Here is a 23,779-nt window from a genome sequence, read left to right as displayed (position 1 = left end):
GGCCGTTCGCACCACACGGTCACAGGTCGTCGACGCTGATCAGCCCGTCCTGGATCGCGCGGGCGACGAGCGCGGCCTTCGTCGGCGCCTCCCGCCCGATCTGCGCGTACTTCACGCGGATGCGCTCCAGGTGCGAGTTGACCGTGTTCTGGCTGATGCCGAGCCGGTGGGCGACGAAGTCCTTGGACTCCGACTGGAACCACTCGACGAGCACCTCGGTCTCGCGCGCGGACAGGGCGGGGCGGTGCGCCGAGCGGTCCCCCGCGAGCGCGCCCGCCAGCGACGGTGGCGTGTACGGCCGGCCGTCCGCCGCCGCACGCGCGGCTTCGACGAGGTGCTCGGCGCCCTCGGCCTTGGTGAGGTAGGACAGCGCGCCGAGTTCGAGGCAGCGCAGCGCGATGTCGTCGTCTGCGCGCATCGAGTAGACGACCACGCGGCGCCCGGCCGCCGCGAGCCGCTTCAGGTCGCCCAGCGCGGGTGCGGGCCCGCCGAGGTGCAGGTCGAGGATCACCACGTCGGCGTCCGCGCCGTCGAGCCACGCGGCCCGCACGTCGTCCCCCTCCGCGACCACCCTGATCGGCGGGCTGCCCGACGCCAGCCAGTGCGCGACGCCCGCGCGCACCGCCGGGTGGTCGTCGACGACGACCGCGGTCAGCTCGTCACCTGCCATCTCGCCTCCATCCGCGTCCGGTCCCCGTGGCTGGAACTCGTGACTTCGACGCCTGGGGAACGTGCGGGGATCCACGGGGTGACGGCGAAGTCGGCCAGCACCGCGAGGCGGACCTCCGCTTCGGTCCGCAGCAGGCTCACCCGCGCGCGGGTGCGCGCGGCCGCGAGCGCGGCCAGCACCGGTTCGGTCAGCGCGCGGCGCACCGGCGTCGGCACCGGCACGGCTTCCCCGCTGACCGCGAACGACACCTCGACCCCGCGGCGTTCGGCCAGGTCGAGCGCCGCCGACACCTCGTGCACGAGCGGGTCGGGCACGTCGTCGTTCTCCGCGAACAGCCGCCGCAGCCGGGCGGCGGCGAGCGCGCACTGGGCGCGGACGTCCTCGGCACGGGGGTCCAGCGTGCCGTCCGCGAGCCCCGCGAGCAGCGGCAGCAGGGTGCCGAGCTGCCCGGCGGAGCGCGCCCGCTGGTCGCGTTCCCACTGCTCGGCGAGCGCGGCACGGGTGGCCGCCCGGTCCCGTTCCGCCACGAGCGCCGTCACCTCACGGAGACGGCGTGCCACCCACCGCACGAGCAGGCCCACGGCGAGCTGGAAACCGAGCACGCTGGAGATCGCGATCGCGGTCTCGCCGAGCCGGATCCGGTCGAGCGGGGCCGCGAGCAGGAACTGCGTGCCACCGACCAGCGCGTGCAGCGCGAACGCCGCCAGCAGCGGGCGGATCCGGTCGAGCAGCAGCAGGAGCAGGTGCCAGCCGACGAGCCCGAACGCCCAGTGCTGCGGCAGCAGGTACCACTGCGGGGGGACCGTCGTGGCGGCGGCCGCCGCGGCGAGCAGCACCACGGCCGCACCCGGCAACGCGACCGCCGCGGGCACCGGGCGGCCACGCAGGACCCACGCCGCGCTGGCCACGACCACCACCAGCAGCACCGCGTACGCGGTCTCGTTGAGCCAGCCGGGGTGGTACCCGGACCGGTTCTGGAACAACGCCGATCCGGCGAGCCCGACCTGCAGGATCGCGGTCACCCCGAGGAGCACGATCCGGATCGCGGCGAGCACGCGCCCGGGCAGGAACGGTTCAGCCACGCGGCCACCCCAGCCGGACGACGGTCCCGGCGCCGGGCCGGGAGGTCACGGTCGCGGTGCCGCCCGCCGACTCCATCCGCTCGACGAGCGAACCGCGGATGCCCCGCCGCCGCGGGGAAACCGCGCCAGGATCGAACCCGGCCCCCCGGTCGGTCACGGTCACCACGGCACCGTCCCCTTTGGACTCGACCGTGATCTCCGCGCTGTCCACGCCCGCGTGGCGTTCGACGTTGAGCAGCGCTTCCCGCACCGCGCGCACCAGCGCGAGCGCGGCGGAGGCGGGCAGCAGCGGCACGGGTGCCCACGAGATCTCCACCGCGAGCGGGCTCTGCGCCGCGATCCCCCGCAGGGAGGGTTCGAGGTCGACGAGCCCTTCGTGCGCGCCGTTCTCCCCGGTCAGCACCGCGAGATCCCGCCGCGCGTACTCGGCGACGGCGGCCGGTTCGGCCTCGTGCACCGCGACCATGAGGAAGGTCGCCGACGCAGTGTCGTGCAGCAGCGCCAGGTACTCGCGGTCGCGCCGCCGCCGTTCCAGCGCGAGGGTTTCGGCCCGTTGCAGGGCGACCTGCCGCTCGCGGACCTGCTCGATCCAGCGCGTGGCCCGCAGCAGCAGCACGAACGCCAGCCGCGCGAGCGTCGTCTCCACCACGACGCGGGCCAGGGTCGACGCCGCGTCGTCGAAACCCACCACGACGGTTTCCAGCACCAGCAACCCGGCGACGGCCGGCACCGTCAGGCGCGGCCGCCACTGCCACTGCATCGTGATGCCGGTGATCGTCAGGACGTTGGGCGCCCACAGCCCGGGCACCGTCCACGGCTGCGTCACGCAGATCGCGACGGCCCTGACGCACGTGAGGACATACGCGAGCGGACCGGCGCGGCCGGTCATGCCGTGGTAGCAGTCCACCGCGCCGGCAACGACGGCCAGCGCGAGCAGCGCGAAGGCCAGCGGCAGGGCGGCGGCCGGCGTGGACAGCACCCCGAAGGCGCTGAGCACGACGAGGACGGTTCCCCGGATCGGGCCGGCGAGCTGCCCGAGCGCGCGCACGAACTCCGCCTCGACCTGACCTCGTTCGCCGCCCAACCCCCCTCCCCGGTGCTCGGATCCGCGACACGATCTTAACCGCCGGAAAATCTTGCAGCCGTTTTCAGAAATTTGTCGCATACTTGCAGACGTGACACGACGACTGGCCGAAGTGGCGCGCAAGGTGGGGGTCAGCGAGGCCACCGTGAGCCGGGTCCTCAACGGACGGCCCGGGGTCGCGGAGAGCACGCGCACCGCGGTGCTCACCGCGCTGGACGTGCTCGGCTACGAGCGGCCCACCCAGCTGCGCGGGGAACGCGCCCGCCTGGTCGGGCTCGTGCTGCCCGAGCTGCAGAACCCGATCTTCCCCGCGCTCGCCGAGATCATGGCCAACGGGCTGGCGCAGCAGGGCTTCACGCCCGTGCTGTGCACCGGCACGGCGGGCGGGGTCTCGGAGGCGGAGTACGTCGACCTGCTGCTGCAGCAACAGGTTTCGGGCGTGGTGTTCGCGGGCGGGCTCTACGCGCAGGCGGACGCCTCGCACGAGCACTACCGGCGGCTGGTCGAGCGCAAGCTGCCCACGGTGCTGGTCAACGCCGCGATCGGCCACCTCGGCCTGCCGCAGGTCTCGTGCGACGACGCCGTCGCGGTGGAGCAGGCGCTCAACCACCTGTTCTCGCTCGGGCACGAGAAGGTCGGGCTGCTGCTCGGGCCGCCGGACCACGTGCCGTCGCGCCGCAAACTCGAGGCGTACCGGGCGAAGCTGGGCGAGGACTTCCGCGAGGACCTGGTCTCGCACGGCATGTTCTCGCTGGAGAGCGGGCAGGCCGCGACGACGGCGCTGCTGCGGGCGGGGGCGACCGCGATCCTCGCGGCGAGCGACCTGCTCGCGCTCGGCGCGGTGCGCTGCGTCCGGCGCCAGGGCGCTTCGGTGCCCGGCGACGTGTCCGTGGTGGGCTACGACGACTCGGCGCTGATGCAGTGCGTCGACCCGCCGCTGACGACGATCCGCCAGCCCATCGAATCGATGGGGCGGGCGGTGGTGGAGCTGCTCGTCAAGCGCATCTCCGGCGGGACGGTCGCCGCCGAGGAGCTGCTGTACACCCCGGAGCTGGTGGTCCGGGGTTCGACCGGCCGCCGCCAGTAGTTCGAAAGTTGCATCTTTTCGTTCATTGCTTGCGCACCTCTTGTCTCACTCTTTAGAGTGACCCGCGTCACGTGCCACCGCAGTCACGGGAGCGAGAAGAGGCGTCGGATGAAAAGACGGGGAACGCGCAGGATGCTCGCCGCCCTGCTGGCGGCAGGGCTGGCCACCACCGCCGCGGCGTGCGGCGGGGGCGAGGGCCAGGCACCGGGCGGCCGGGTCACGATCACGGTCACCGGCCAGCCACCGAAGACGGAGGCCTTCGAACGGCAGGTGTTCGACCAGGACGTCGCCGAGTTCGAGCGGACCCACCCCGGTATCGACATCGAGCCGCACGAAGGGTTCATGGACCCGAAGACGTTCTCCGCCAAGCTCGCGGGCGGTCAGCTGGAGGACGTCTACTACGTCTACTTCACCGACCCCGCCCAGCTCATCGCGCGCCACCAGGCCGCGGACATCACCGACGCCGTGAAGGACCTGCCGCACGTCGGCGACATCCAGCCGCAGCTGCTCGACAACTTCCGCGACGCGCGTGGCCGGCTCTACGGCCTGCCCACCGCGAACTACACGATGGGCCTGCTCTACAGCCGCCCGCTGTTCCAGCGCGCCGGGCTCGACCCCGACCACCCGCCGCGGACGTGGGACGAGGTGCGGGCCGCCGCGCAGAAGATCGCCGCGCTCGGCGGCGGGGTCGTGGGCTACGCCGACTACAGCAAGAACAACCAGGGTGGCTGGCACTTCACCGCGTGGATGTACTCGATGGGCGGGGCCATCGCGCGGCAGGACGGCGACAGGTGGAAGGCGGACTTCAACAACGACAAGGGCCGCGCCGTGCTCCGCTACCTGCACGACATGCGCTGGACCGACAACAGCATGGGCGCCAAGCAGCTGCTCGAAGCGCAGGACGTGCAGCGCATGATGGGCGCGGGGCAGCTCGGCATGTACCTGGCCGCGCCGGACAACGTGCCCGTGCTGGTCAAGCAGTTCAACGGGCACTACGCCGACTACGGCCTCGCCGGGATGCCCGGCGGGCAGGGCACGCTGCTCGGCGGCGAGGGCTACATGATCAACCCGAAGGCGTCGCCCGCGAAGGTCAAGGCCGGGCTCGAGTGGATCCAGTGGAAGTACCTCAACCCCGACCGCTTCGACGCCCACGTCAAGAGCTACGCGGACGGTCAGCAGCCCGTCGGCCTGCCCGCCACGCCGACGCCGGACATCTGGCAGGGCGCGGTGCGTGACCAGCAGAACGCGGTCAAGACCAAGTACGCCAACGTGCCCACGGCGAACTACGAGTCCTATCTGGACTCCTCCGCGACGGTGAAGGGCAGCGTCGAGCCGCCGAACGCGCAGCAGGTCTACGCGGCGCTGGACACCCTGATGCAGGCGGTGCTCACCGACCCGAACGCCGATCCGGGGCAGCTGCTGTCCGCGGCCGAGGCGAAGGTGAACAATGTCCTCGCCCAGGTCCGCTAGCGTGCTGGCGCCGGTCCGCCCGGCGGAGCCGCCCCGCGTCCGGCAGCAGGCCGGCCACGCGCGGCTCCGCCGGAAGATCGGCGAGAACGTCACCGCGTACGGCCTGCTCAGCCTCGCGCTCGTGGTGTTCGCGGTGTTCTCCTGGTACCCGGTCGTCCGCGGGGTGCTGCTGAGCTTCCAGCAGGTGGACTTCGTGAACCCGCCGACGTGGGTCGGGCTGGACAACTTCGTGCGGCTGGTGCACGACCCGTTGTTCGGCGTCGCGTGGCGCAACACGCTGCTGTTCACCGGGCTGGCGCTGGTGCTCGGGTTCGCGGTGCCGTTCGTGACGGCCGTGCTGCTCAACGAGATGCGGCACGCGCGGGCGTACTTCCGGCTGCTGGTGTACCTGCCCGTGATGCTCCCGCCGGTGGTGACGGCCTTGCTGTGGCGGTGGTTCTACGACCCCGGCACGGGCCTGTTCAACAGCGCGCTACACGCCGTCGGGCTGCCGGGCTCGCACTGGATCGACTCGCCCGACACCGCGATGCTGTCGCTCGTGCTCGTCTCGACGTGGGCGAACATGGGCAGCACCACGCTGATCTACCTGGCGGCGCTGCAGACCATTCCCGGCGAGCTGTACGAGGCGGCGGAGCTGGACGGCGCCGGGATCTTCCGGCGGCTGCGGCACGTGACCGTGCCGCAGACCCGGTTCGTGCTGCTGGTGCTGCTGCTGTTGCAGATCGTCGCGACGATGCAGGTGTTCACCGAGCCGTACGTGATGACGGGCGGCGGTCCCGACGACTCGACGGTCACCGTGTTGCTGCTGCTCTACCGCTACGCCTTCGTCTACAACGACTTCGGCACGGCGAGCGCGATGAGCCTGCTGCTGTTCGCCGCGCTGGCCGTCTTCTCCGCCGCCTACGTCCGGCTCACCCGGAAGTCCGATTAGGAGGGACGACATGCGCACGATCGTTTCTCCCGCACAACTGCGCAGCCGGCGCGGGCGGCTCATCTACTGGTCGCTGCTCGTGCTGCTGCTGGCGGCGTTCACACTGGCGTTCCTGTTCCCGCTGTACTGGGCCGCCACCGGCGCGATGAAGTCCCCCGGCGAACTCGCCCGCACGCCACCCACGGTGGTGCCGCGGGTGTGGCACCCGGAAAGCTACGTCCAGGCGTGGCAGCAGATGGACCTCGGGCGCTACTTCCTGAACACGGTCGTCGTCGCGGGCGGGGCGTGGCTGGTGCAGCTCGTGGTGGACGTGCCCGCCGCGTTCGCGCTGTCGAAACTGCGGCCGAAGCTGGGCAACGCCGTGCTCGGGCTGATGCTGGCCACGCTCATGCTGCCCGCGTCCGCCCTGCTGGTGCCCACCTACCTCACCGTGACCGACGTGCCGCTGCTGCACCTCAACCTGCTCAACTCCCCGACCGCGATCTGGCTGCCCGCCGCGGCCAACGCGTTCAACATCTACGTCCTGAAACGGTTCTTCGACCAGATCCCCGACGAGCTGCTGGAGTCGGCGCGGCTCGACGGCGCCGGGCCGGTGCGCATCCTGCTGCGGATCGTGCTGCCGCTGTCCCGGCCGATCCTCGCGGTCGTGTCGATCTTCGCGGTCGTCACCGCGTGGAAGGACTTCATCTGGCCGCTGCTGGTGTTCCCCGATCCCGGGAAGCAGACGCTGAGCGTGCTGCTGCAGCGGGTGGCCATCGACATGCCGCTCAACCTGCTGGTCGCCGGGCTCGTGCTGGCCGGCGTGCCGATGGTCGCGTTGTTCCTGGTGTTCCAGCGGCAGATCCTCGCCGGGCTCGGCTCCGGCGCCTTCAAGGGCTGACCACTCGACAAGGAAGGGCAGTTCGTGAGCACTCCTGTGCCTGTTTCCCCCTGGTGGCGCGACGCGTCGATCTACCAGATCTACCCCCGCAGCTTCGCCGACGGCACCGGTGACGGCGTCGGCGACCTCAGCGGCATCCGCGCCCGGCTGCCCTACCTCGCCTCGCTCGGCGTGGACGCGCTGTGGTGCACCCCGTGGTACCCCTCCCCGATGGACGACGGGGGTTACGACGTCGCCGACTTCCGTGACGTGGACCCGGTGTTCGGCACCCTCGGCGAGGCCGAGGCGCTGATCGCCGACGCACACGGGCTGGGGCTGCGGGTGATCATCGACATCGTCCCCAACCACTGTTCCGACGAGCACCCGTGGTTCCGGGCCGCGCTCGCCGCCGGACCGGGTTCGCCCGAGCGCGAACGGTTCTGGTTCCGCACCGGCCGCGGGCGCGACGGCGAGCTGCCGCCGAACAACTGGCGGTCGCGGTTCGGCGGCCCGGCGTGGACGCGGGTGCCCGACGGCGAGTGGTACCTGCACCTCTACAGCCCGCGGCAGCCGGACCTCAACTGGGAGCACCCGCAGGTGCGGGCCGAGTTCGAGGACGTCCTGCGGTTCTGGTTCGACCGCGGCGTGGACGGCTTCCGCATCGACGTCGCCGACGGCCTCGTCAAGGACCCCGCGCTGCCCGACACCCCACCCGGCGACGAGACCCCGTTCTCGGGACGGGAAGGGCTGCACGACATCTACCGGTCCTGGCGGAAGATCGCGGACAGCTACCCGGGGCAACGGGTGCTGGTCGCGGAGATGTGGTTGCCGGACGCGGCGAAGGCGGCGGCGTACCTGCGGCACGACGAGCTGCACGCGGCGTTCAACTTCGACTTCCTCGTGTGTCCGTGGGAGGAGCCGCGGTTCCGTTCGGTCATCACGAAAACCCTCGACAACCACCGCGCCGTGGGCGCTCCGGCCGCGTGGGTGCTGTCCAATCACGACGTGACGCGCCCGGTCACGCGTTACGGCCGCAGCGGTGACACCGGGTTCGACTTCGCCGATCGCCTGCACGGCACGCCGGTCGACCGCGAGCTGGGCACCCGGCGCGCGCGGGCGGCGGCGTTGCTGGCGATGGCCCTGCCCGGTGGGTTGTACGTGTACCAGGGCGAGGAACTCGGCCTGTGGGAGATCGAGGACATCCCGCCCGAGCTGCGCCAGGATCCCGTGTGGATACGCAGCGGCGGCACCGATCCCGGCCGGGACGGCTGCCGCGTGCCGATGCCGTGGTCCGGGTCGGCGCCGCCGTTCGGTTTCGGTTCCGGCGGCACGTGGTTGCCGCAGCCCGCGGAGTGGGCCGGGTACACCGTCGAAGCGCAGGAACGGGACCCGGGCTCGATGTTGTCGCTCTACCGACGCGGGTTGCGGCTGCGCCGTGAACATCCCGCGCTCGGCGACGGGGAGCTCGACTGGCTCCCCCTGGGCGAGTCGGTGCTCGCCTTCACCCGCGCGCCCGGTTTCGCGTGCGTCGTGAACTTCGGCGCCGAACCGGTTTCCCTGCCCCCGCACGAGGAACTGCTGCTCGCCAGCGGGGAGCTCACCGCCGACGGGCGGCTCCCCGCGGACACGACGGCCTGGCTTCGCCTGCTCTGAAGTCCCCTCGAAGAAAGGTGGTCCCCACCATGCACCCACCGCACCTCCGGCGTGGCGCCGCGGCACTCGCGGCGACCCTCGCCGCCGCCGGGCTGACCGTCCTGGCCACGGCCGCTCCCGCCCAGGCCGCGACGTGCCCGACGTCCGTCAACGCCGGGGCCAGCGTCCCGTTCGTCACGCTGGAAGCCGAATGCGCCACCACCAACGGATCGGCGATCGGTCCCGACTACACGCAGGGCAGCCTGGCGTCGGAGGCGTCCGGCAGGCGGGCCGTGCAGCTGACCGGGCAGGGCCAGTACGTCGAGTTCACGCTCACCGCGCCGGCGAACGCGGTCAACGTGCACTACAGCGTGCCGGACGGCCGCAGCGGCTCGCTTTCGGTGTACGTCAACGGCACGAAGCTCGCGGGCGGGCTGCCGGTGACCTCGCGCTACAGCTATGTCGACACCGGCTGGATCACCGGCTCGAAGACCCACCACTTCTACGACGACGCCCGGCTCCAGCTCGGCCAGAACCTCAGCGCCGGAGCCAAGGTCCGGTTGCAGGTGGACGCCGGGGACTCCGCCGCGCCCTACACGATCGACCTCGCGGACTTCGAGCAGGTCGGCGGCGCGGGCACCCGTCCGGCGAACTCGGTGACCGTCACCGACTACGGCGCCACGGCGAACGACAGCTCCGACGACACGCAGGCCTTCCGCAACGCCATCTCCGCCGCCCGCTCGCAGGGCAAGGAGGTGTGGGTACCGCCGGGCCGGTTCGAGATCCCGCAGGCGCTGCAGGTGGACCAGGTGACGATCCGCGGCGCGGGCAACTGGTACACGGTGTTGCACGGCAACAACGTCTTCAACAACGGCAGCGCCACCGGCAACATCAAGCTGTACGACTTCGCGGTGTTCGGGGACGTGACCGAGCGCAACGACGGCAGCCCGGACAACGCTTTCCACGGTGTGCTCGGTGCCGGTTCCGCCGTGTCGGGCCTGTGGATCCAGAACACCAAGTGCGGGCTGTGGCTGATGAACGGCGCGTCGAGCAACCTGACGATCGAGAACAACCGCATCCTCGACACGACGGCCGACGGCGTCAACTTCGACGGCAACGTCACGAACTCCGTGCTGCGCAACAACTACCTGCGCAACAACGGGGACGACGCGCTGGCGCTGTGGTCCAACGGCGCACCCGACAGCGGGAACACGTTGTCGCACAACACCGTCGTGCAGCCGAACCTCGCCAACGGCATCGCGATCTACGGCGGTGCGAACAACACCGTGACCGGGAACCTCGTGCAGGACACGAACGCGCTCGGCGGCGGGATCCTGGTCGGCAACCGGTTCAACTCGGTGCCGCTGTCCGGGACGGTCACGGTGTCGGACAACACGACGCTGCGGGCCGGGGCGCTCGACCCGAACTGGCAGTTCGGCGTGGCCGCGTTGTGGTTCGACGCGCGGGACACCGCGATCACCGGCGTGACCATCAACGTGACCGGCCTGCGCGCGATCGAAAGCCCGTATGCGGCGATCCAGTTCATCGACGGCAACGGGCAGGGCAAGACGATCCAGGGCGTGACCGTGAACGGCGCGCAGGTGCAGGGCGTGGGCACGTTCGTGGTGCAGGCGCAGACGACGGGTTCGGTGACGGTCAGCAACGTCACGGCGAGCGGCGTCGGCGTCACCGGCACGTACAACTGCCCGTACCCGTCGAACATCCCGCCGCTGGCGGTGAACGGCAGCGGCAACTCGGGGTGGAGCGGCACGTGGCTGGACTGCTCGACGTGGCCCGCGCCGAACTCGGGCAACCCGCAGCCGAGCGGCAACTTCGCCAAGGGCCGCCCGGTGACCGCGAGCAGCTCGACCGGCGGCTACCCCGCGCCGAACGCGGTGGACGGCAACGCGTCGACGTACTGGGAGAGCGCGAACGGCTCGTTCCCGCAGACGTTCACGGTGGACCTCGGCACGGCGCTGCCCGTGAGCCGGGTGGTGCTGAAGCTGCCGCCGTCGACGGCGTGGGGTGCCAGGACGCAAACGCTTTCGGTCCTCGGCAGCGGTGACGGCTCGGCGTACCAGACGCTGGTCTCGTCGCGCGGGTACACGTTCGACCCGGCGAGCGGCAACACGGCCACGGTCACGTTCCCGGCGGCGACGATCCGCTACCTCCGGCTCACCGTCACGGCGAACACGGGCTGGCCCGCGGCGCAGCTTTCGGAACTGGAGGCGTGGCAGTCGTGACGACCGGCCGTGAGGGGGCGCCGGCGGTGCCCCCTCACGGCCGCGTCCGGTCAGGCCTGCTGTGCGCCTGCCCGCCCGGCCTCGATCACGAACCGCGCGCGGTCGGTGATCGGGGCGCCGGGGCGGCTGACGTAGTCGACGATCCGGAAGTCCGCGGTCCACGAGTCGCGCGTGAGGACGTTGCGGACGTACCCGCGCTTGCGGTTGATGAACTTGATGTGCGGGTTCTCCCGCAGCTGCACCGCGTCGCCGGAGTTCTGGTCGGTGCCGTCGCCGCCGGAGGTGATCGAGGTGCCGACCAGTTCCGTCGCGACGGTGGCCGACGCGGGGTCCTCGAAGTCGGCTTTCACGTCCGCGACGTAGCTGGCGTGCACGTCGCCGGTGATGACCACGGGGTTGCTCGCCCGCGCCAGGTGGTCGCGCACCAGGTTGCGCTCGACGTAGTAGTCGTCCCACGCGTCGTCGCTGAACGAGTCGGCGTCGCCCGCGGTGAAGTCCCGCTGGGAGAAGAACACCTGCTGCGCCAGCACGTTCCAGCGCGCGGTCCGGCCCGCGAGGTTGCGCAGCAGCCACTCCTTCTGCGGTGCGCCCAGGATCGTGCGCGACGGGTCGAGCCGCGCGTCGCCCGCCACCTGCACGTCGCGGTACTGCCGGGTGTCGAGCAGGTGGAAGTCCGCGAGGTCGCCGAACGTCAGGCGCCGGTGGATGCGGATGTCCGGGCCGGACGGGCGCTGCGCGCGCCGCAGCGGCATGTGCTCGTAGTACGCCTGGAACGCCTGCGCCCGCCGCTGCCGGAACACCACCGGGTCCTGGTCGGGTTCGGTGTCGGGCTGCGAGTGGTCACCCGCCCAGTTGTTCTCGACCTCGTGGTCGTCGAACACCACGGCCCACGGGAAGGCCGCGTGCGCCGCCCGCAGGTCGGCGTCGCTCTTGTACTGCGCCAGCCGCACGCGGTAGTCGGCGAGGGTGAACGTCTCGGCCGCCGGGGAGTGCCCGCGGCCGATCGAGCCCTGCGCCGAGCCCTCGTAGATGTAGTCGCCGAGGAACGCGACGAGGTCGAGGTCCTCGTCCGCCAGGTGCCGGTGCGCGGTGTAGAAGCCCTCGGGGTAGTTCTGGCAGCTGGCGAACGCGAAGGCGAACCTGTCCAGCCGCGCGCCCGGCCGCGGCGCGGTCTTCGTGCGGCCCACCGGGCTGAGCTGGTTGCCCACGCGGAACCGGTAGAAGTACTCGGCACCGGGGCGTAGGCCGGACACCTCGGCGTGCACCGAGTGCGCGGACTCCGGCCGCGCGAACTCGACACCCGCGCGTACCACGTGCCGGAACCGCTCGTCCGCCGCGATCTGCCACTCCACCGGCACCACGCGGCGCGGCATCCCGCCGAGGCCGTCCGGCGCGAGCGGGTCCGGCGCGAGCCGCGTCCACAGCACCACGCCGTCGGGCCAGGGGTCGCCGGACGCGACGCCGAGGGTGAAGGGGTCGCGGACCGGGCTCGCGGAGGCGGTGCCCCAGCCGGAGACGGCGACCGCGCCGAGCGCGGCGGTCCCGGCGAGGAGGACTTGACGGCGGGTGGTGGAGGGTTCGGACATGCGTCACCTTTTCGGGGGTTCGGGAGAAAGGCGCGCAAACGGTAGATCCGGGACGTTGCGCCCCGCCGAAGCGCCGGTGACGGGCGGATTGAGCGGCGGCGTAGAACCGGCGACCACCTCCCGCACCAGTCCCCAGCCCACGACGGCGGCCACGGCCGAGGCGAGCACCACCGCGGCCGTGGCCGAGTCCGGCGTGAACACCAGCTCACCGCGCCTGCCGAGCACGAACCCGTCGTACACGTACCAGCCGAACACAGCGGTGCCGAACGCCGGGGCCGGGTCCGCCACCGCCGCCACCACCCCGGCCGCCACGGCGAGCGCGACCAGCGACTCCAGGGGGTGCCGCGTGGCGCCCGCCGCGACCGACGCCGTCGCCACGACGACCACCAGCACGAACCCCACCGGGAACCCGGAACCGCCGGGCAACCTCCACCGCATGCGGTCAGTGCACTTCGGGTTTCCCGCGCCGGAACCCTTCTTGCCGGAATCCGTGCGCCGCCGGCCGGGTCTTGACGGCTTCCTGACGCTCAGGCCTTGACGGCCCCCGCGGTCAGCCCCCGCACAAGTGCCTTCTGCAGCAACAGGAAGCCCACCACGACGGGGATGCTCACGACGAGTGACGCCGCCATGACCTGGTTCCAGTACACGTTCGCCTCCGTGGCGTACGCGCGCAGGCCCACGGCGAGCGTCCTGGTGTCCGTGTTCGTCAGCACCGACGCGAACAGCACCTCCGTCCACGCCGTCATGAACGCGTAGATCGTCACCGCCGCGACACCCGGCAGCGCCGCGGGCAGCACGACCCGCACCAGCGCGCCGATCGGCGTCGCGCCGTCGACCAGCGCCGCCTCGTCGAGCTCGCGCGGGATCGAGTCGAAGTACCCGACCAGCAGCCAGATCGCGAACGGCAGCGAGAACGTCAGGTACGTCAGGATGAGCCCGAAGCGGCTGCCGAACAACGACGTCCCGCTCGCGCGGTCGAGGTTGACGTAGATCAGGAACAGCGGCAGCAGGAACAGGATCCCGGGCAGCATCTGGGTCGACAGCGCCATCCCGAGGAACGGCGCCCGCCCGCGGAACCGGTACCGGCTCAGCCCGTACGCCGCCAGTATCGCGATCAGCACCGACAGCACGCTCGCGCCCAGCGAGATCCACACGCTGTTCACGAAGTACTGCGCCAGCGGCACCGTCCGCCACATGTCCACGAACGGCTGCAGCGTGAACGTCGACGGGATCACCGTGAACGGCCCCTGCACGTCCCGCAGCGGCTTCAGCGACGACACGAGCATCACGTACAGCGGCACCGCCACGAACACCGTGAGGGCCACGACGACAACGACGCGGACAGCCTTCGAGCTGGTCGCCTCACGCATCGCCCCGCCTCCGTCCCGACACCAGCATGTACACCCCGGAGACCAGCAGCAGGAACAGCAGCACCAGCACCGACATCGCGGAACCGAGGCCGAAGTTCCAGGTGACGAACGAGGACTGGTAGATGTGCACGGCGAGGATGTCGCCCCCGGCGGGCGCGACCGCGCCGAACAACGTGTACGGCACCGTGAAGTCGTTGAAACTCCACAGGAACAACACGAGCAGCAGCACCCGGTTGACCGGGCGCAGCATGGGCAGCGTCACCCGGCGCAGCTGCTGCCACGGCCCGGCACCGTCCACTTCGGCCACCTCGTACAGCTCGTTCGGGATGCTCTGCAGCCCCGCGGTGATGGTCAGGAACGCGTACGGCCACAGCCGCCACACCGTCACCACCACGAGGCTGATGAAGCTGTTCCCGCCCACGAGCCAGAACGGCCGCTCGTCGGTCAGGCCGAGCCAGTCCACCAGCACCGTGTTCACCAGCCCGGTGTCGCGCTGCAGCATGAACCGCCACGTGATGACCGCGGCGAACACCGGTAACGCGAACGGCACGAGGAACAGCGTGCGCAGCACTCCCCTGCCGGGGAACGGTTTCTGCAGCGCCACCGCACCCGCCAGGCCGAGCAGCCAGCACACCGCGACCACGATCACCGAGTACGCGAGCGTGACCCCGAACGAGCGCAGCAGCTCGGTCCCGGCCGGTGAGGCGAGGTCCGCGGCGAGCGCGAAGTTGTGCAGCCCGACGAACGGCGACTTCGTCCAGTTCCGCAGCGTGAACTGGTTGATCTGCTGCAGGCTCATCCACACGCCGACGAGCATGGGGATGACGTGCACCGCCAGTTCGGCGACCAACGCGGGCAGCAGCAGTGCGTAGGGCAGCCAGCGCCGCGAAACGGGCCGGCGCCGGCGGTCCCCGTGCGGCCGGGCGGAGGACGCCGGCCGCACGGGTGCGTCGAGGCTCATCCGCCGCTCTTCATCTGCTGGTTGGCGGCGGTCAGCTTGGCCTTGACGGCGGCGTCGTCGACCCTGGTGCCGCTCGCGGCCGACGCCATCAGCTCCTTGACGGCGGTGCCGATGAGCGTCTCGAACTGCGACTCCTTGGGGATCATCGGCATCGACTCCGCCGCGTTCGCCAGCACCTGCCGGAACGTGCCGATGAGCGGCGTCTGGAACTGCGGGTCCTGGTAGGCGGCGCTCACGACGGGCAGCGAACCGAGCTTGCCGTTCAGCACCTTCTGCTCGTCGATGCCGGTCATGAAGTTGATGAACTTCAGCGCCCCGTCGAGGTTCTTGCTGCCGGCGAAGGCGGCGATGTTGATGCCGGCGACGTGGCTGGAGACCTTCGCCCCGCCCGGCGGCAGCGGGTCCACGACCGGGATCGGCACGACGCCGTACTGGCTCTCGTCCATCCCGTTGGTCTTGAGCGGCTGGACCGCGTTGTTCTGGAACATGATCATCGCGGTCTTGCCGCTCGCGAAGTCACGCATCAGCTCGGTGTTGTTCTGGTGCTCGGCGTCGCTGGGGTTGACCACCCCGCTGGAGAGCAGGTCCACGTACTGCTTGATGCCCGCCACCATCTGGGGCGAGTCGAAACCGGGCTCGTCGCCCTGGAACAGCTGGGCGCCGTGCTGCCTGCCGAACATGAACGCGAAGTGCGCGCCCTCGGTGTAGCTGGCGCCCTCGATGCCCATGCCCCACTGGCCCTTGCCGGCGTCGGTGAGCCGCTTCGCGTCGTCCACGAGCTCCTGCCACGTCGTGGGCGGCTGCAGCCCCGCGTCGGCGAACTTCTTCTTGTTGTAGAACAGCCCGTACGCCAGGCCGTACAGCGGCACGGCCGCCGGCGGCTGACCCGCGGCGCCCGTCGCCGCCATGCTGGTGGCGAGGAACTTCTCGCGGCCGCCGACCTTCGCGAAGGTGGCGTCGTCGAACGGCTGCAGCGCGCCGGTGGCCTGCAGGGAGGCCGACCACGTGTTGCCGATGTTGAGCACGTCCGGGCCGGAGCCGCTCGTGGTCGCCGTGAGGATGCGGTTCAGCAGGTCGGGCCAGGCGATGACCTCCAGGTTCACGTGGATACCGGTCTGCTGCTCGAACTTGTCGAGCTCCGGCTGGAGGATCTGCCGGTCCTCCTCGAGGCTGCCCGCCTGGTTGCTCGCCCAGTAGGTCAGGGTCTTGCCGTCCGAGGACGACGAACCGGAACCACAGGCGGTGATACCCAGTGCGAGCAACAGGACGGCCAGCACGGCCGCGGTCTTCGATGACCTCACGTTCGCTCCCGGTGCGATGGGGTGTGGTGACGCGTGCCACACCTTGCAATGAACCGGTTAAGTTGTCAATGCCTGCGGCCGGTGCTTGCCCTCGCGACCAGCACCGGTTGCTCCGTCCGGACGTCCGCGGGCCGCTCACCGGCGATCGCCGCGAGCAGCAGCCGCACCGCGTCCGTGCCCCGCTCGTAGATCGGCCTGCGGACCGCGGTCAGCGCCGGGCGCACCAGACGGCACAGCGTGGAGTCGTCCCACGCGATCAGCGACAACCGCTCCGGCACGGGCAGCCCGAGCTCCTGCGCCACGCCCAGTGCCGCGACCGCCATGACGTCGTTGTCGAACACCATCGCCGTCGGCGCGTCCCCCGCCGTCAGGATCCGCCGCACCACCACGGCGGCGCCCTCGTCGGAGTAGTCGGCGTGCACGGTGGTGGCGTCGAGGCCGAGCGCCACCGCTTCGGCCTCGAACGCGTTGGTGCGGGTCCGGGTGTGCACGAACTCCGGCGGCCCGGCCACGCGCACGACCCGCCGGTGCCCGAGCGCGGCCAGGTACCGCAGCACCTCGGTCATCGCCACCCCGTCGTCGGTCCACACGCACGGCAGCCCGCCCACGCCGTCCGGCCCGCCCAGCACGACGGCGGGCAGCCCCATCTCGGCCAGCAGCGGCACGCGGGGGTCGTCCACCCGCAGGTCCACCAGCAGCACGCCGTCGACCCTGCGCTCGGCCCACCACCGGCGGTAGGTGGCCAGCTCGGCCGACGCGTTGTCGGTGACCTGCAGCAACAGGGCGAAGGGGCTGCCGGTGAGCGCGGCCTCGATGCCCGCGAGCAGGTGCATGAAGTACGGCTCGGCGGCCAGCACCCGGGCCGGCCGGTCGATCACGAGGCCCAGCGCGCCGGCCCGGCCGTCGGACAACGCCCTCGCGGCACTGCTGGGCGCCCAGCCCAGGCTCTGCGCGATCTCCAGGATCCTGGCGCGGGTGGACTCGGCCACGCCGGGCCTGCCGTTGAGGGCGTAGGACACCGCCCCCTTGGACACCCCGGCCGCCTTGGCGATGTCGGCTATCGTCGGGCGCTTCATGCCACCTCTGTCGTTCGTGGAACCTTCCCCGGGAAAACAGTAGCCGATCAGCGGCATTGACTTAACCGGTTAACCTCAGTACACACGAACGCATGACTCTGCGGCGCCGCACGCTCCACGACGGCTGGCTCCTCCGCCCCGTCGGCGGTTCGGGTTCCGGCGAAGTGCCCGCTCCGGTCGGCGCGGCACCGGTGCGCGCGAGCGTGCCCGGCTGCGTCCACACCGACCTGCTGGCCGCCGGCCTGGTCCCCGACCCGTACCTCGACGAGAACGAAGCGCGGCTGGCGTGGATCGGCCGCGTGGACTGGCGGTACGAGACCGAGTTCGAGCACACCCCGGACGCGTCCATTGTGGACCTGGTGTGCGGCGGGCTGGACACGGTCGCCCGGCTGGAGCTCAACGGCACCGAGATCGGGACCACCGCCAACATGCACCGCGGGTACCGCTTCGACGTCACGCACCTGCTCACCCCGGGCACCAACCGGCTCGCGATCACCTTCACCAGCGCGCTCGACCACGCCGAGGCGCAGCGGGAGCACTACGGCGACCTGCCGCACACCAACGACCACCCGTTCAACCTCGTGCGCAAGATGGCCTGCAACTTCGGCTGGGACTGGGGTCCGGTGCTCGTCACGGCGGGCATCTGGCGCCCGATCGCGCTCGAACAGTGGCGGCGGGCGCGGCTGGCTTCGGTCCGCCCGCTCGTCACGGTCGACGGGAACACCGGGCACGCCGAGGTGCACATCGCCCTGCAGCGGGAGGACGACGCACCTGTCGAGGTGCGGGTGTCGCTGGCAGGGCAGGAGGTGGCCACGACCACGTCCGAAGAGTCCACTGTGGTCACCGTGGACGTGCCTGAACCCCGGCTGTGGTGGCCCCGCGGCTACGGGGAACAACACCGCTATCCGCTCGAAGTCGTCCTGTCCACGCCCGAGGGCGAGGAGCTGGACCGGTGGTCGCGGCAGGTCGGGTTCCGGTCGGTGGAGCTGGACACGAGCGCGGACGAGCACGGCACGGCCTTCCGGTTCGTCGTCAACGGCAAGCGAGTGTTCGCCAAGGGCGCCAACTGGATCCCCGACGACTGCTTCCCGCACCGCGTCGGCCGGGACCGCTACGCACGGCGGTTCACGCAGGCGACCGACGCCGGGGTGAACCTGCTGCGCGTGTGGGGCGGCGGGATCTACGAGAGCGACGAGTTCTACGACCTCGCCGACGAACGGGGAATCCTGGTGTGGCAGGACTTCCTGTTCGCCTGCGCCGCGTACCCCGAGGAGGAGCCGCTGCGCGGGGAGGTCGTGGCCGAGGCCCGGGAGGCGGTGACCCGGCTGGCACCGCACCCGAGCCTCGTGCTGTGGAACGGCAGCAACGAGAACGTCTGGGGCTACCACGACTGGGGCTGGCAGCCGCGCCTCGGCGACCGGACGTGGGGGCTGGGCTACTACACCGACGTCCTGCCGAAGATCGTCGCGGAGCTGGACCCCACCCGGCCGTACTGCCCCAGCAGCCCGTGGTCGTTCTCCGCCGAGCGCCACCCGAACGACCCCGATCACGGCTGCACGCACCTGTGGGACGTGTGGAACCAGCGCGACTACCTCGGCTACCTCGACTACACGCCGAGGTTCGTGTCGGAGTTCGGTTTCTGCGGCGCGCCCACGGCCACCACGCTGCACCGCGCGTTGTCCGGTGACCTCACGCCGGACTCCCCCGGCGTGATCGCGCACAACAAGGCGGCGAACGGCCCGGCGAAACTGGCCGCCCGGCTCGCCGAGCACTTCCCGCCGCCGGCGGCGTTCCCGGCGTGGCACTGGGCCACGCAGCTCAACCAGGCACGCGCGATCGGGCTCGGGATCCGGCACTTCCGGTCGCTCGCCCCGGACTGCGCGGGCACGATCGTGTGGCAGCTCAACGACTGCTGGCCGGTGATCTCGTGGTCCGTTGTGGACGGTGACGAGCGGCTGAAGCCCGCCTGGTACGCGTTGCGCGACAGCTACGCGGACCGCCTCGTGACCATCGGCAGGCGCGGCGACCGGCTCGTGCTGACGGCGGTCAACGACACGGACCGGCCGTGGCAGGCGGAGCCGCTGCTGCGGCGGATCGGCTTCGACGGCACCGAGCACGTACGCAGCTCGCTGGCGCTGGACGTGCCCGCGCGCGGCATGGCACGGCACGAGGTCCCCTTGCCGCTGGCCGAACCCGACGAACCCGCCGCGGAACTGCTCGTCGTGGACACCCCCGACGCGAAACGCGCCACCTGGTTCTTCGCGCCCGACCTCGAACTCCGCCTGCCGGAAGCCCGCTACCGCGCCGAACCGCGGCCCGTGCCCGGCGGGTACGAGGTGTGGGTCACGGCGGAGACGCTGCTGCTCGACCTCACCCTGCTGGCCGACCAGGCCGCGGAAAGCGCTGTCAGCGACGAAGCACTGCTGACCGTGCTGCCCGGGGAGACGGTCACCTTCGGCGTCCAGGCGCCGAAGGCGGCCGATCCCGCCGCTTTCGCCGAAGTACTGCACACCGCCAACGAACTCGCCAGGAGGGCCCACTGATGCGTGCCATGCCGGAAGGATTCCGCTGGGGGGTCGCCACCGCCTCCTACCAGATCGAGGGCTCGGTGGACGTGGACGGCCGTGCACCGTCCATTTGGGACACCTTCAGCGCGACGCCGGGTGCGGTGCGCCACGGGGACACGGGCGCGATCGCGTGCGACCACTACCGGCGCTGGCAGGAGGACTTCGGGCTACTGTCCGAGCTGGGCGTGACTTCGTACCGGTTCTCGCTGGCGTGGCCGCGGATCGTGCCGGACGGCACGGGCGCGGTGAACCAGGCGGGCCTCGACCACTACCGCAGGCTCGTCGACGACCTGCTGGAGCGCGGCATCGAGCCCGCGGTCACGCTGTACCACTGGGACCTGCCGCAGGCGCTGCAGGACAAGGGCGGCTGGGCCGAGCGCGTGACGATCGACGCGTTCACCCGCTACGCCGAGGTGGTGGCGGAGGCGCTCGGCGACCGCGTGCCGAGGTGGATCACGTTGAACGAGCCGTGGGTTTCGTCGTTCGTGGGCTACGGCAGCGGGCGGCACGCGCCCGGTCTCACCGACGGCCGGTCGGCGCTGCTCGCCGCGCACCACCTGCTGTGCGCGCACGCCGCGGCGGTGCCGGTGCTGCGCGGAGCCGGCGGGCAGGTCGGCATCACGCTGAACCTCTCCCCCATCCGCGCGGTCAGCGACGACGAGGCGGACGTGGCGGCCGCGCGCCGGATGGACGGCTGCCAGAACCGGTGGTTCCTCGACCCCGTGCTGACCGGGCGGTACCCGGAGGACATGGTGTCGTGGTACGGCTTCGAGGACGTGGTCGCCGACGGTGACCTGGAGGCGATCTCCGCGCCGCTGGACTTCCTCGGCGTCAACTACTACACGCGCACGCACATCGCCGCCGGGGAACGGGCCGGGCTGCGGCACCCGCTGCGCCCGGCGCTCGACGCGCACCAGGTGCACCCCGAGGGGCTGCCGCGCACGCAGATGGGCTGGACCATCGAACCGGACGGGCTGCGCGAGCTGCTGGTCCGGCTGCGGGACGACTACCCGCGCCTGCCGCCGATCCTGATCACCGAGAACGGCGCGGCGTTCGACGACTACGCCGACCCGGAGGGCGGCATCGACGACGAGGAGCGGGTCGAGTTCCTGGCCGGGCACCTGTCGGCGCTGCGTGACGCCATCGACGAGGGGGTCGACGTGGCGGGCTACTTCTGCTGGTCGCTGATGGACAACTTCGAGTGGGCGGAGGGCTACGCCCGCCGGTTCGGGCTGTACTACGTGGACTACCCGACGCAGCGGCGCACGGCCAAGGCGAGCGCCCGCTGGTACGCCGACGTCGTGCGGCGCAACGCTTTGCCGGACTGAGCCCTTTCGGCGGGGGCGAGCGACACCGTCGTGAGCCCCCGCCCGGTCCCGGCCGACCGCGCCCAGCACCCGCGTTGTTAGGCTTCCTCCAATGCCGCCCCGCCTGACCCGGGAACGAGAAGACGAGATCCTCGCCGTCGCGTTCGAGTTGATGATGGAACAGGGCCTCGACCGCGTCACGATCGACGCCGTCGCCGCGCGGGCCGGTGCTTCGAAGGCCACCCTCTACCGGCGCTGGCCGAGCAAGGACGAGCTCTTCATCGCGGCCGTCCAGCGCCTGGGCCGCGACGCGTTCCGCGTGCCCGACGAGGGCAGCTTCCGCGAGGACGTGCTCGCCGCGCTCCGGAACAGCGCCCGCTGGCTCGCCGAAAACCGCGCCGTCGTCCAGTTCCTCATCTACGCCTCGCGCCGCGAGCCCGCGCTGGAACGCGAGCTGCAGCGCCAGGTCGCCGAACCGCACGACGCCGTGTGGCTGACGCTCATCGAGCGCTGGCGCGGCCGCGAGGGGATGCGCCCCGGCATCGACCTCGGCTGGCTGCACCGCGTCTGCGAAGGCCTGTTCACCAGCCAGCTCCTGCCGAACGAACCCGCACTGAGCGACGACTACCTCGTGCGCTTCACCGACGAGATCGTCCTGCCCCTGTTCACCGTCTCCTGACGACCGGTCGTGCAGTCACCGGGCCCCGCCTTGACACCGATGAGTACGGAACAGTACCGTTTCAATTAGGTAAGCCTAAGAGGGAGGCCGCCATGTCCCTGCTGCCGAAGCGGCAGACCCCGGAAACGCGCAGCCTGGTCCGGGCCCACGTCCTGCACGTCGAGCGCACGTCGGAGCACTTCGCCACCGTGACGCTCGGCGGCCCCGGCCTCGCGGCGTTCGAACCGCTCGGCGGCGACCAGTGCTTCCGCCTGTTCTTCCGTCGGGAGGGCCAGGACGCACTGCGCCTGCCCACCGCCGCCGGGAACGGCTGGATCGTGCAGACCCTGCTGATGCGGGCGGAGGTCCGGCCGTGGGTGCGCAACTACACGGTGCGGTCCTTCCGCCGGGAGCCGCTCGAACTGGACGTCGAGTTCGCGCTGCACGCCGACGGCGGACCGGGCGGGGCGTTCCCGCTGCGGGCCCGGCCCGGCGAAGAGGTCGGGCTGTTCGACGAGGGCCGGACGTACCTCCCGCCGGAGGGCGCGCGGCGGCAGCTGCTCGTCGCCGACGAGACCGCCGTGCCCGCGGCGCTGGCGATCCTGGAGACCGCCCCGGCGGACCTGGCGGCGACGGTCCTGCTCGAAGTCCCCGCCAAGGACGACGTGCACGACGTGTCCGCACCGTCCGGTGTGGACATCACGTGGCTGCCTCGCGACGGTACCGCCAGGCCGGGGCAACTCGCGCTGGAAGCGCTTACCGCAAACGCTTTCCCCCAGCCGGACTACGCGTGGATCGCCGGGGAGAGCGCGCTGGCCACCGGGGCGCGCCGGTACCTGCACCGGGAACGTGAGGTGCCCAAGTCCGCCATCGCGTTCTTCGGCTACTGGCGGCTCGGCCGGTCCGCACCGGGATGACCGACCACCCGATCACGAGGAGAAACACCATGTCCACCACCACCGAACTGCCCGCCGTGGTGCGCCAGCTGCGCTGGGAGGCGGCCGGCGTCGTCTCGGTCGAGCTGAGCGACCCCGACGGCAAGGACCTGCCGCCGTGGCAGCCCGGCGCCCACATCGAACTCGTGCTGCCCACCGGGATCGCCCGGCAGTACTCGCTGTGCGGCTCCCCCGACGACCGCTCGGCCTACCGGATCGGCGTGCTGCGGGAACGCGCGAGCCGCGGCGGTTCCGAGTACGTGCACAGCTACCTGCGGCCGGGACAGCCCGTGCGCATCCGGCCGCCCCGCGACAACTTCGGGTTCTCGCGGGCGCGGTCCTACCTGTTCATCGCGGGCGGCATCGGGATCACGCCGATCCTGCCGATGGTGCGCCAGGCGCAGGCGTGGGGCGCGCCGTGGCAGCTCGTCTACGGCGGGCGGCACGCGTCGTCGATGGCGTTCCTGGAGGAGCTGCGGGACTACGAGGACCGCGTGTTCGTGTACCCGGAGAACGAGGTCGGCCTGATCCCGCTCGACGACTGGCTCGGCACGCCGAGGGACGGCACCGAGGTCTACGCCTGCGGGCCGGAACCGCTGCTGAGCGCCGTCGAGGCGCGGACCGCGCACTGGCGGCCGGGCACGCTGCACCTCGAACGCTTCAAGGCCAGGCCGAAACCGGCGGCCGAGGACACCGCCGTCGAGGTGGTGTGCGCGCAGTCCGACGTCGCGGTCACCGTGCCGCCGGGCCGCAGCATCCTGTCCGCGCTGGAGGACGCCGGGGTCGCGGTGGCCGCGTCGTGCCGGGAAGGGATCTGCGGCACCTGCGAAACCCGCGTGCTGGAAGGGGTTCCCGACCACCGCGACGACATCCTGTCCGAAGAGGACCGGGCGGCGGGCGACCGCATGTACGTGTGCGTGTCCCGCGCCAGCACCCCCCGTCTCGTGCTCGACGTGTGAG

20 protein-coding genes are annotated in these 23,779 nt (G+C 71.5%); 11 read left to right on the top strand and 9 right to left on the bottom strand.

The window, feature by feature from the left end; genetic code table 11:
• Positions 1-19 precede the first annotated feature (19 nt).
• Genes BMZ92_RS25400 through BMZ92_RS25390 form a run of 3 tightly spaced genes read right to left on the bottom strand, consistent with a single transcriptional unit; the run spans position 20 to position 2,836 of the window.
• Entirely contained in the window at positions 20-670 is a 651-nt protein-coding gene (locus BMZ92_RS25400; RefSeq protein ID WP_091512311.1) for a response regulator, read from the bottom strand.
• The gene (locus BMZ92_RS25395; protein ID WP_245783241.1) at positions 652-1,752 is read right to left on the bottom strand and encodes a hypothetical protein; all 1,101 of its coding nucleotides are present in this window, start codon (positions 1,750-1,752) and stop codon (positions 652-654) included. The genes BMZ92_RS25400 and BMZ92_RS25395 overlap by 19 nt, the downstream gene beginning before the upstream one ends.
• Positions 1,745-2,836: a sensor histidine kinase gene (locus tag BMZ92_RS25390; protein WP_177228862.1), complete on the bottom strand. Its 1,092-nt coding sequence runs from the start codon at positions 2,834-2,836 to the stop codon at positions 1,745-1,747. The genes BMZ92_RS25395 and BMZ92_RS25390 overlap by 8 nt, the downstream gene beginning before the upstream one ends.
• Positions 2,837-2,927: 91 nt before the next feature.
• Between BMZ92_RS25390 and BMZ92_RS25385 the strand changes: the two genes are divergently transcribed.
• The 6 genes from BMZ92_RS25385 to BMZ92_RS25360 all read left to right on the top strand — a co-directional run bounded on the left by BMZ92_RS25385 (position 2,928) and on the right by BMZ92_RS25360 (position 11,058).
• Positions 2,928-3,923, top strand: coding sequence for a LacI family DNA-binding transcriptional regulator (locus tag BMZ92_RS25385; protein ID WP_091512309.1), 996 nt, complete (start codon positions 2,928-2,930; stop codon positions 3,921-3,923).
• A 108-nt stretch (positions 3,924-4,031) separates the two neighbouring features.
• The gene (locus tag BMZ92_RS25380) at positions 4,032-5,393 is read left to right on the top strand and encodes an ABC transporter substrate-binding protein (RefSeq protein ID WP_091512307.1); all 1,362 of its coding nucleotides are present in this window, start codon (positions 4,032-4,034) and stop codon (positions 5,391-5,393) included.
• The gene (locus BMZ92_RS25375) at positions 5,371-6,324 is read left to right on the top strand and encodes a carbohydrate ABC transporter permease (RefSeq protein ID WP_091512305.1); all 954 of its coding nucleotides are present in this window, start codon (positions 5,371-5,373) and stop codon (positions 6,322-6,324) included. Before BMZ92_RS25380 ends, BMZ92_RS25375 begins: the two co-directional genes overlap by 23 nt.
• Positions 6,325-6,334: 10 nt before the next feature.
• Positions 6,335-7,204, top strand: a complete 870-nt coding sequence (locus BMZ92_RS25370) for a carbohydrate ABC transporter permease (RefSeq protein ID WP_091512303.1) — start codon at positions 6,335-6,337, stop codon at positions 7,202-7,204.
• A gap of 24 nt (positions 7,205-7,228) precedes the next feature.
• The gene (locus tag BMZ92_RS25365; protein WP_245783240.1) at positions 7,229-8,836 is read left to right on the top strand and encodes a glycoside hydrolase family 13 protein; all 1,608 of its coding nucleotides are present in this window, start codon (positions 7,229-7,231) and stop codon (positions 8,834-8,836) included.
• A 29-nt stretch (positions 8,837-8,865) separates the two neighbouring features.
• The gene (locus tag BMZ92_RS25360; protein WP_091512298.1) at positions 8,866-11,058 is read left to right on the top strand and encodes a discoidin domain-containing protein; all 2,193 of its coding nucleotides are present in this window, start codon (positions 8,866-8,868) and stop codon (positions 11,056-11,058) included.
• Between the two features lie 50 nt (positions 11,059-11,108).
• On the opposite strand, the gene BMZ92_RS25355 is transcribed toward BMZ92_RS25360, so the two are convergent.
• From BMZ92_RS25355 to BMZ92_RS25330, 6 genes are all read right to left on the bottom strand, one after another.
• Positions 11,109-12,644, bottom strand: a complete 1,536-nt coding sequence (locus BMZ92_RS25355) for an alkaline phosphatase D family protein (protein WP_091512296.1) — start codon at positions 12,642-12,644, stop codon at positions 11,109-11,111.
• A 3-nt stretch (positions 12,645-12,647) separates the two neighbouring features.
• Entirely contained in the window at positions 12,648-13,082 is a 435-nt protein-coding gene (locus BMZ92_RS25350) for a hypothetical protein (protein WP_091512294.1), read from the bottom strand.
• Positions 13,083-13,171: 89 nt separating this feature from the next.
• Positions 13,172-14,014 carry a carbohydrate ABC transporter permease gene (locus tag BMZ92_RS25345; RefSeq protein WP_091512292.1) on the bottom strand — a complete coding sequence of 281 codons (843 nt, stop codon included), beginning with the start codon at positions 14,012-14,014 and terminating at the stop codon, positions 13,172-13,174.
• Entirely contained in the window at positions 14,007-14,975 is a 969-nt protein-coding gene (locus BMZ92_RS25340; protein ID WP_091512290.1) for a carbohydrate ABC transporter permease, read from the bottom strand. Before BMZ92_RS25340 ends, BMZ92_RS25345 begins: the two co-directional genes overlap by 8 nt.
• Positions 14,972-16,276, bottom strand: coding sequence for an ABC transporter substrate-binding protein (locus tag BMZ92_RS25335; protein ID WP_091512288.1), 1,305 nt, complete (start codon positions 16,274-16,276; stop codon positions 14,972-14,974). Before BMZ92_RS25335 ends, BMZ92_RS25340 begins: the two co-directional genes overlap by 4 nt.
• A gap of 65 nt (positions 16,277-16,341) precedes the next feature.
• Positions 16,342-17,352 (bottom strand): LacI family DNA-binding transcriptional regulator, encoded by a 1,011-nt coding sequence (locus BMZ92_RS25330; protein WP_091512285.1) that lies wholly within the window; start codon positions 17,350-17,352, stop codon positions 16,342-16,344.
• A 92-nt stretch (positions 17,353-17,444) separates the two neighbouring features.
• On the opposite strand from BMZ92_RS25330, the gene BMZ92_RS25325 reads away from it, so the two are divergent.
• The 5 genes from BMZ92_RS25325 to BMZ92_RS25305 all read left to right on the top strand — a co-directional run bounded on the left by BMZ92_RS25325 (position 17,445) and on the right by BMZ92_RS25305 (position 23,778).
• A complete protein-coding gene (locus tag BMZ92_RS25325) occupies positions 17,445-19,895 on the top strand; it encodes a glycoside hydrolase family 2 protein (protein ID WP_091512283.1) in 2,451 nt (816 codons plus the stop codon).
• Complete coding sequence (locus BMZ92_RS25320) at positions 19,895-21,247, top strand: GH1 family beta-glucosidase (RefSeq protein ID WP_091512280.1); 1,353 nt, start codon at positions 19,895-19,897, stop codon at positions 21,245-21,247. Before BMZ92_RS25325 ends, BMZ92_RS25320 begins: the two co-directional genes overlap by 1 nt.
• A gap of 91 nt (positions 21,248-21,338) precedes the next feature.
• Entirely contained in the window at positions 21,339-21,905 is a 567-nt protein-coding gene (locus BMZ92_RS25315; RefSeq protein ID WP_091512278.1) for a TetR/AcrR family transcriptional regulator, read from the top strand.
• A 92-nt stretch (positions 21,906-21,997) separates the two neighbouring features.
• Positions 21,998-22,801 (top strand): siderophore-interacting protein, encoded by an 804-nt coding sequence (locus BMZ92_RS25310; protein WP_091512275.1) that lies wholly within the window; start codon positions 21,998-22,000, stop codon positions 22,799-22,801.
• 29 nt (positions 22,802-22,830) lie between these two features.
• Positions 22,831-23,778 carry a PDR/VanB family oxidoreductase gene (locus BMZ92_RS25305; protein ID WP_091512272.1) on the top strand — a complete coding sequence of 316 codons (948 nt, stop codon included), beginning with the start codon at positions 22,831-22,833 and terminating at the stop codon, positions 23,776-23,778.
• Position 23,779 lies beyond the last annotated feature (1 nt).

This window comes from Amycolatopsis sacchari, assembly GCF_900114035.1.
GTDB lineage: Bacteria > Actinomycetota > Actinomycetes > Mycobacteriales > Pseudonocardiaceae > Amycolatopsis_E > Amycolatopsis_E sacchari.
Note: the sequence above shows the minus strand (reverse complement) of the source record. Positions and strands in the feature narration are given on the sequence as shown.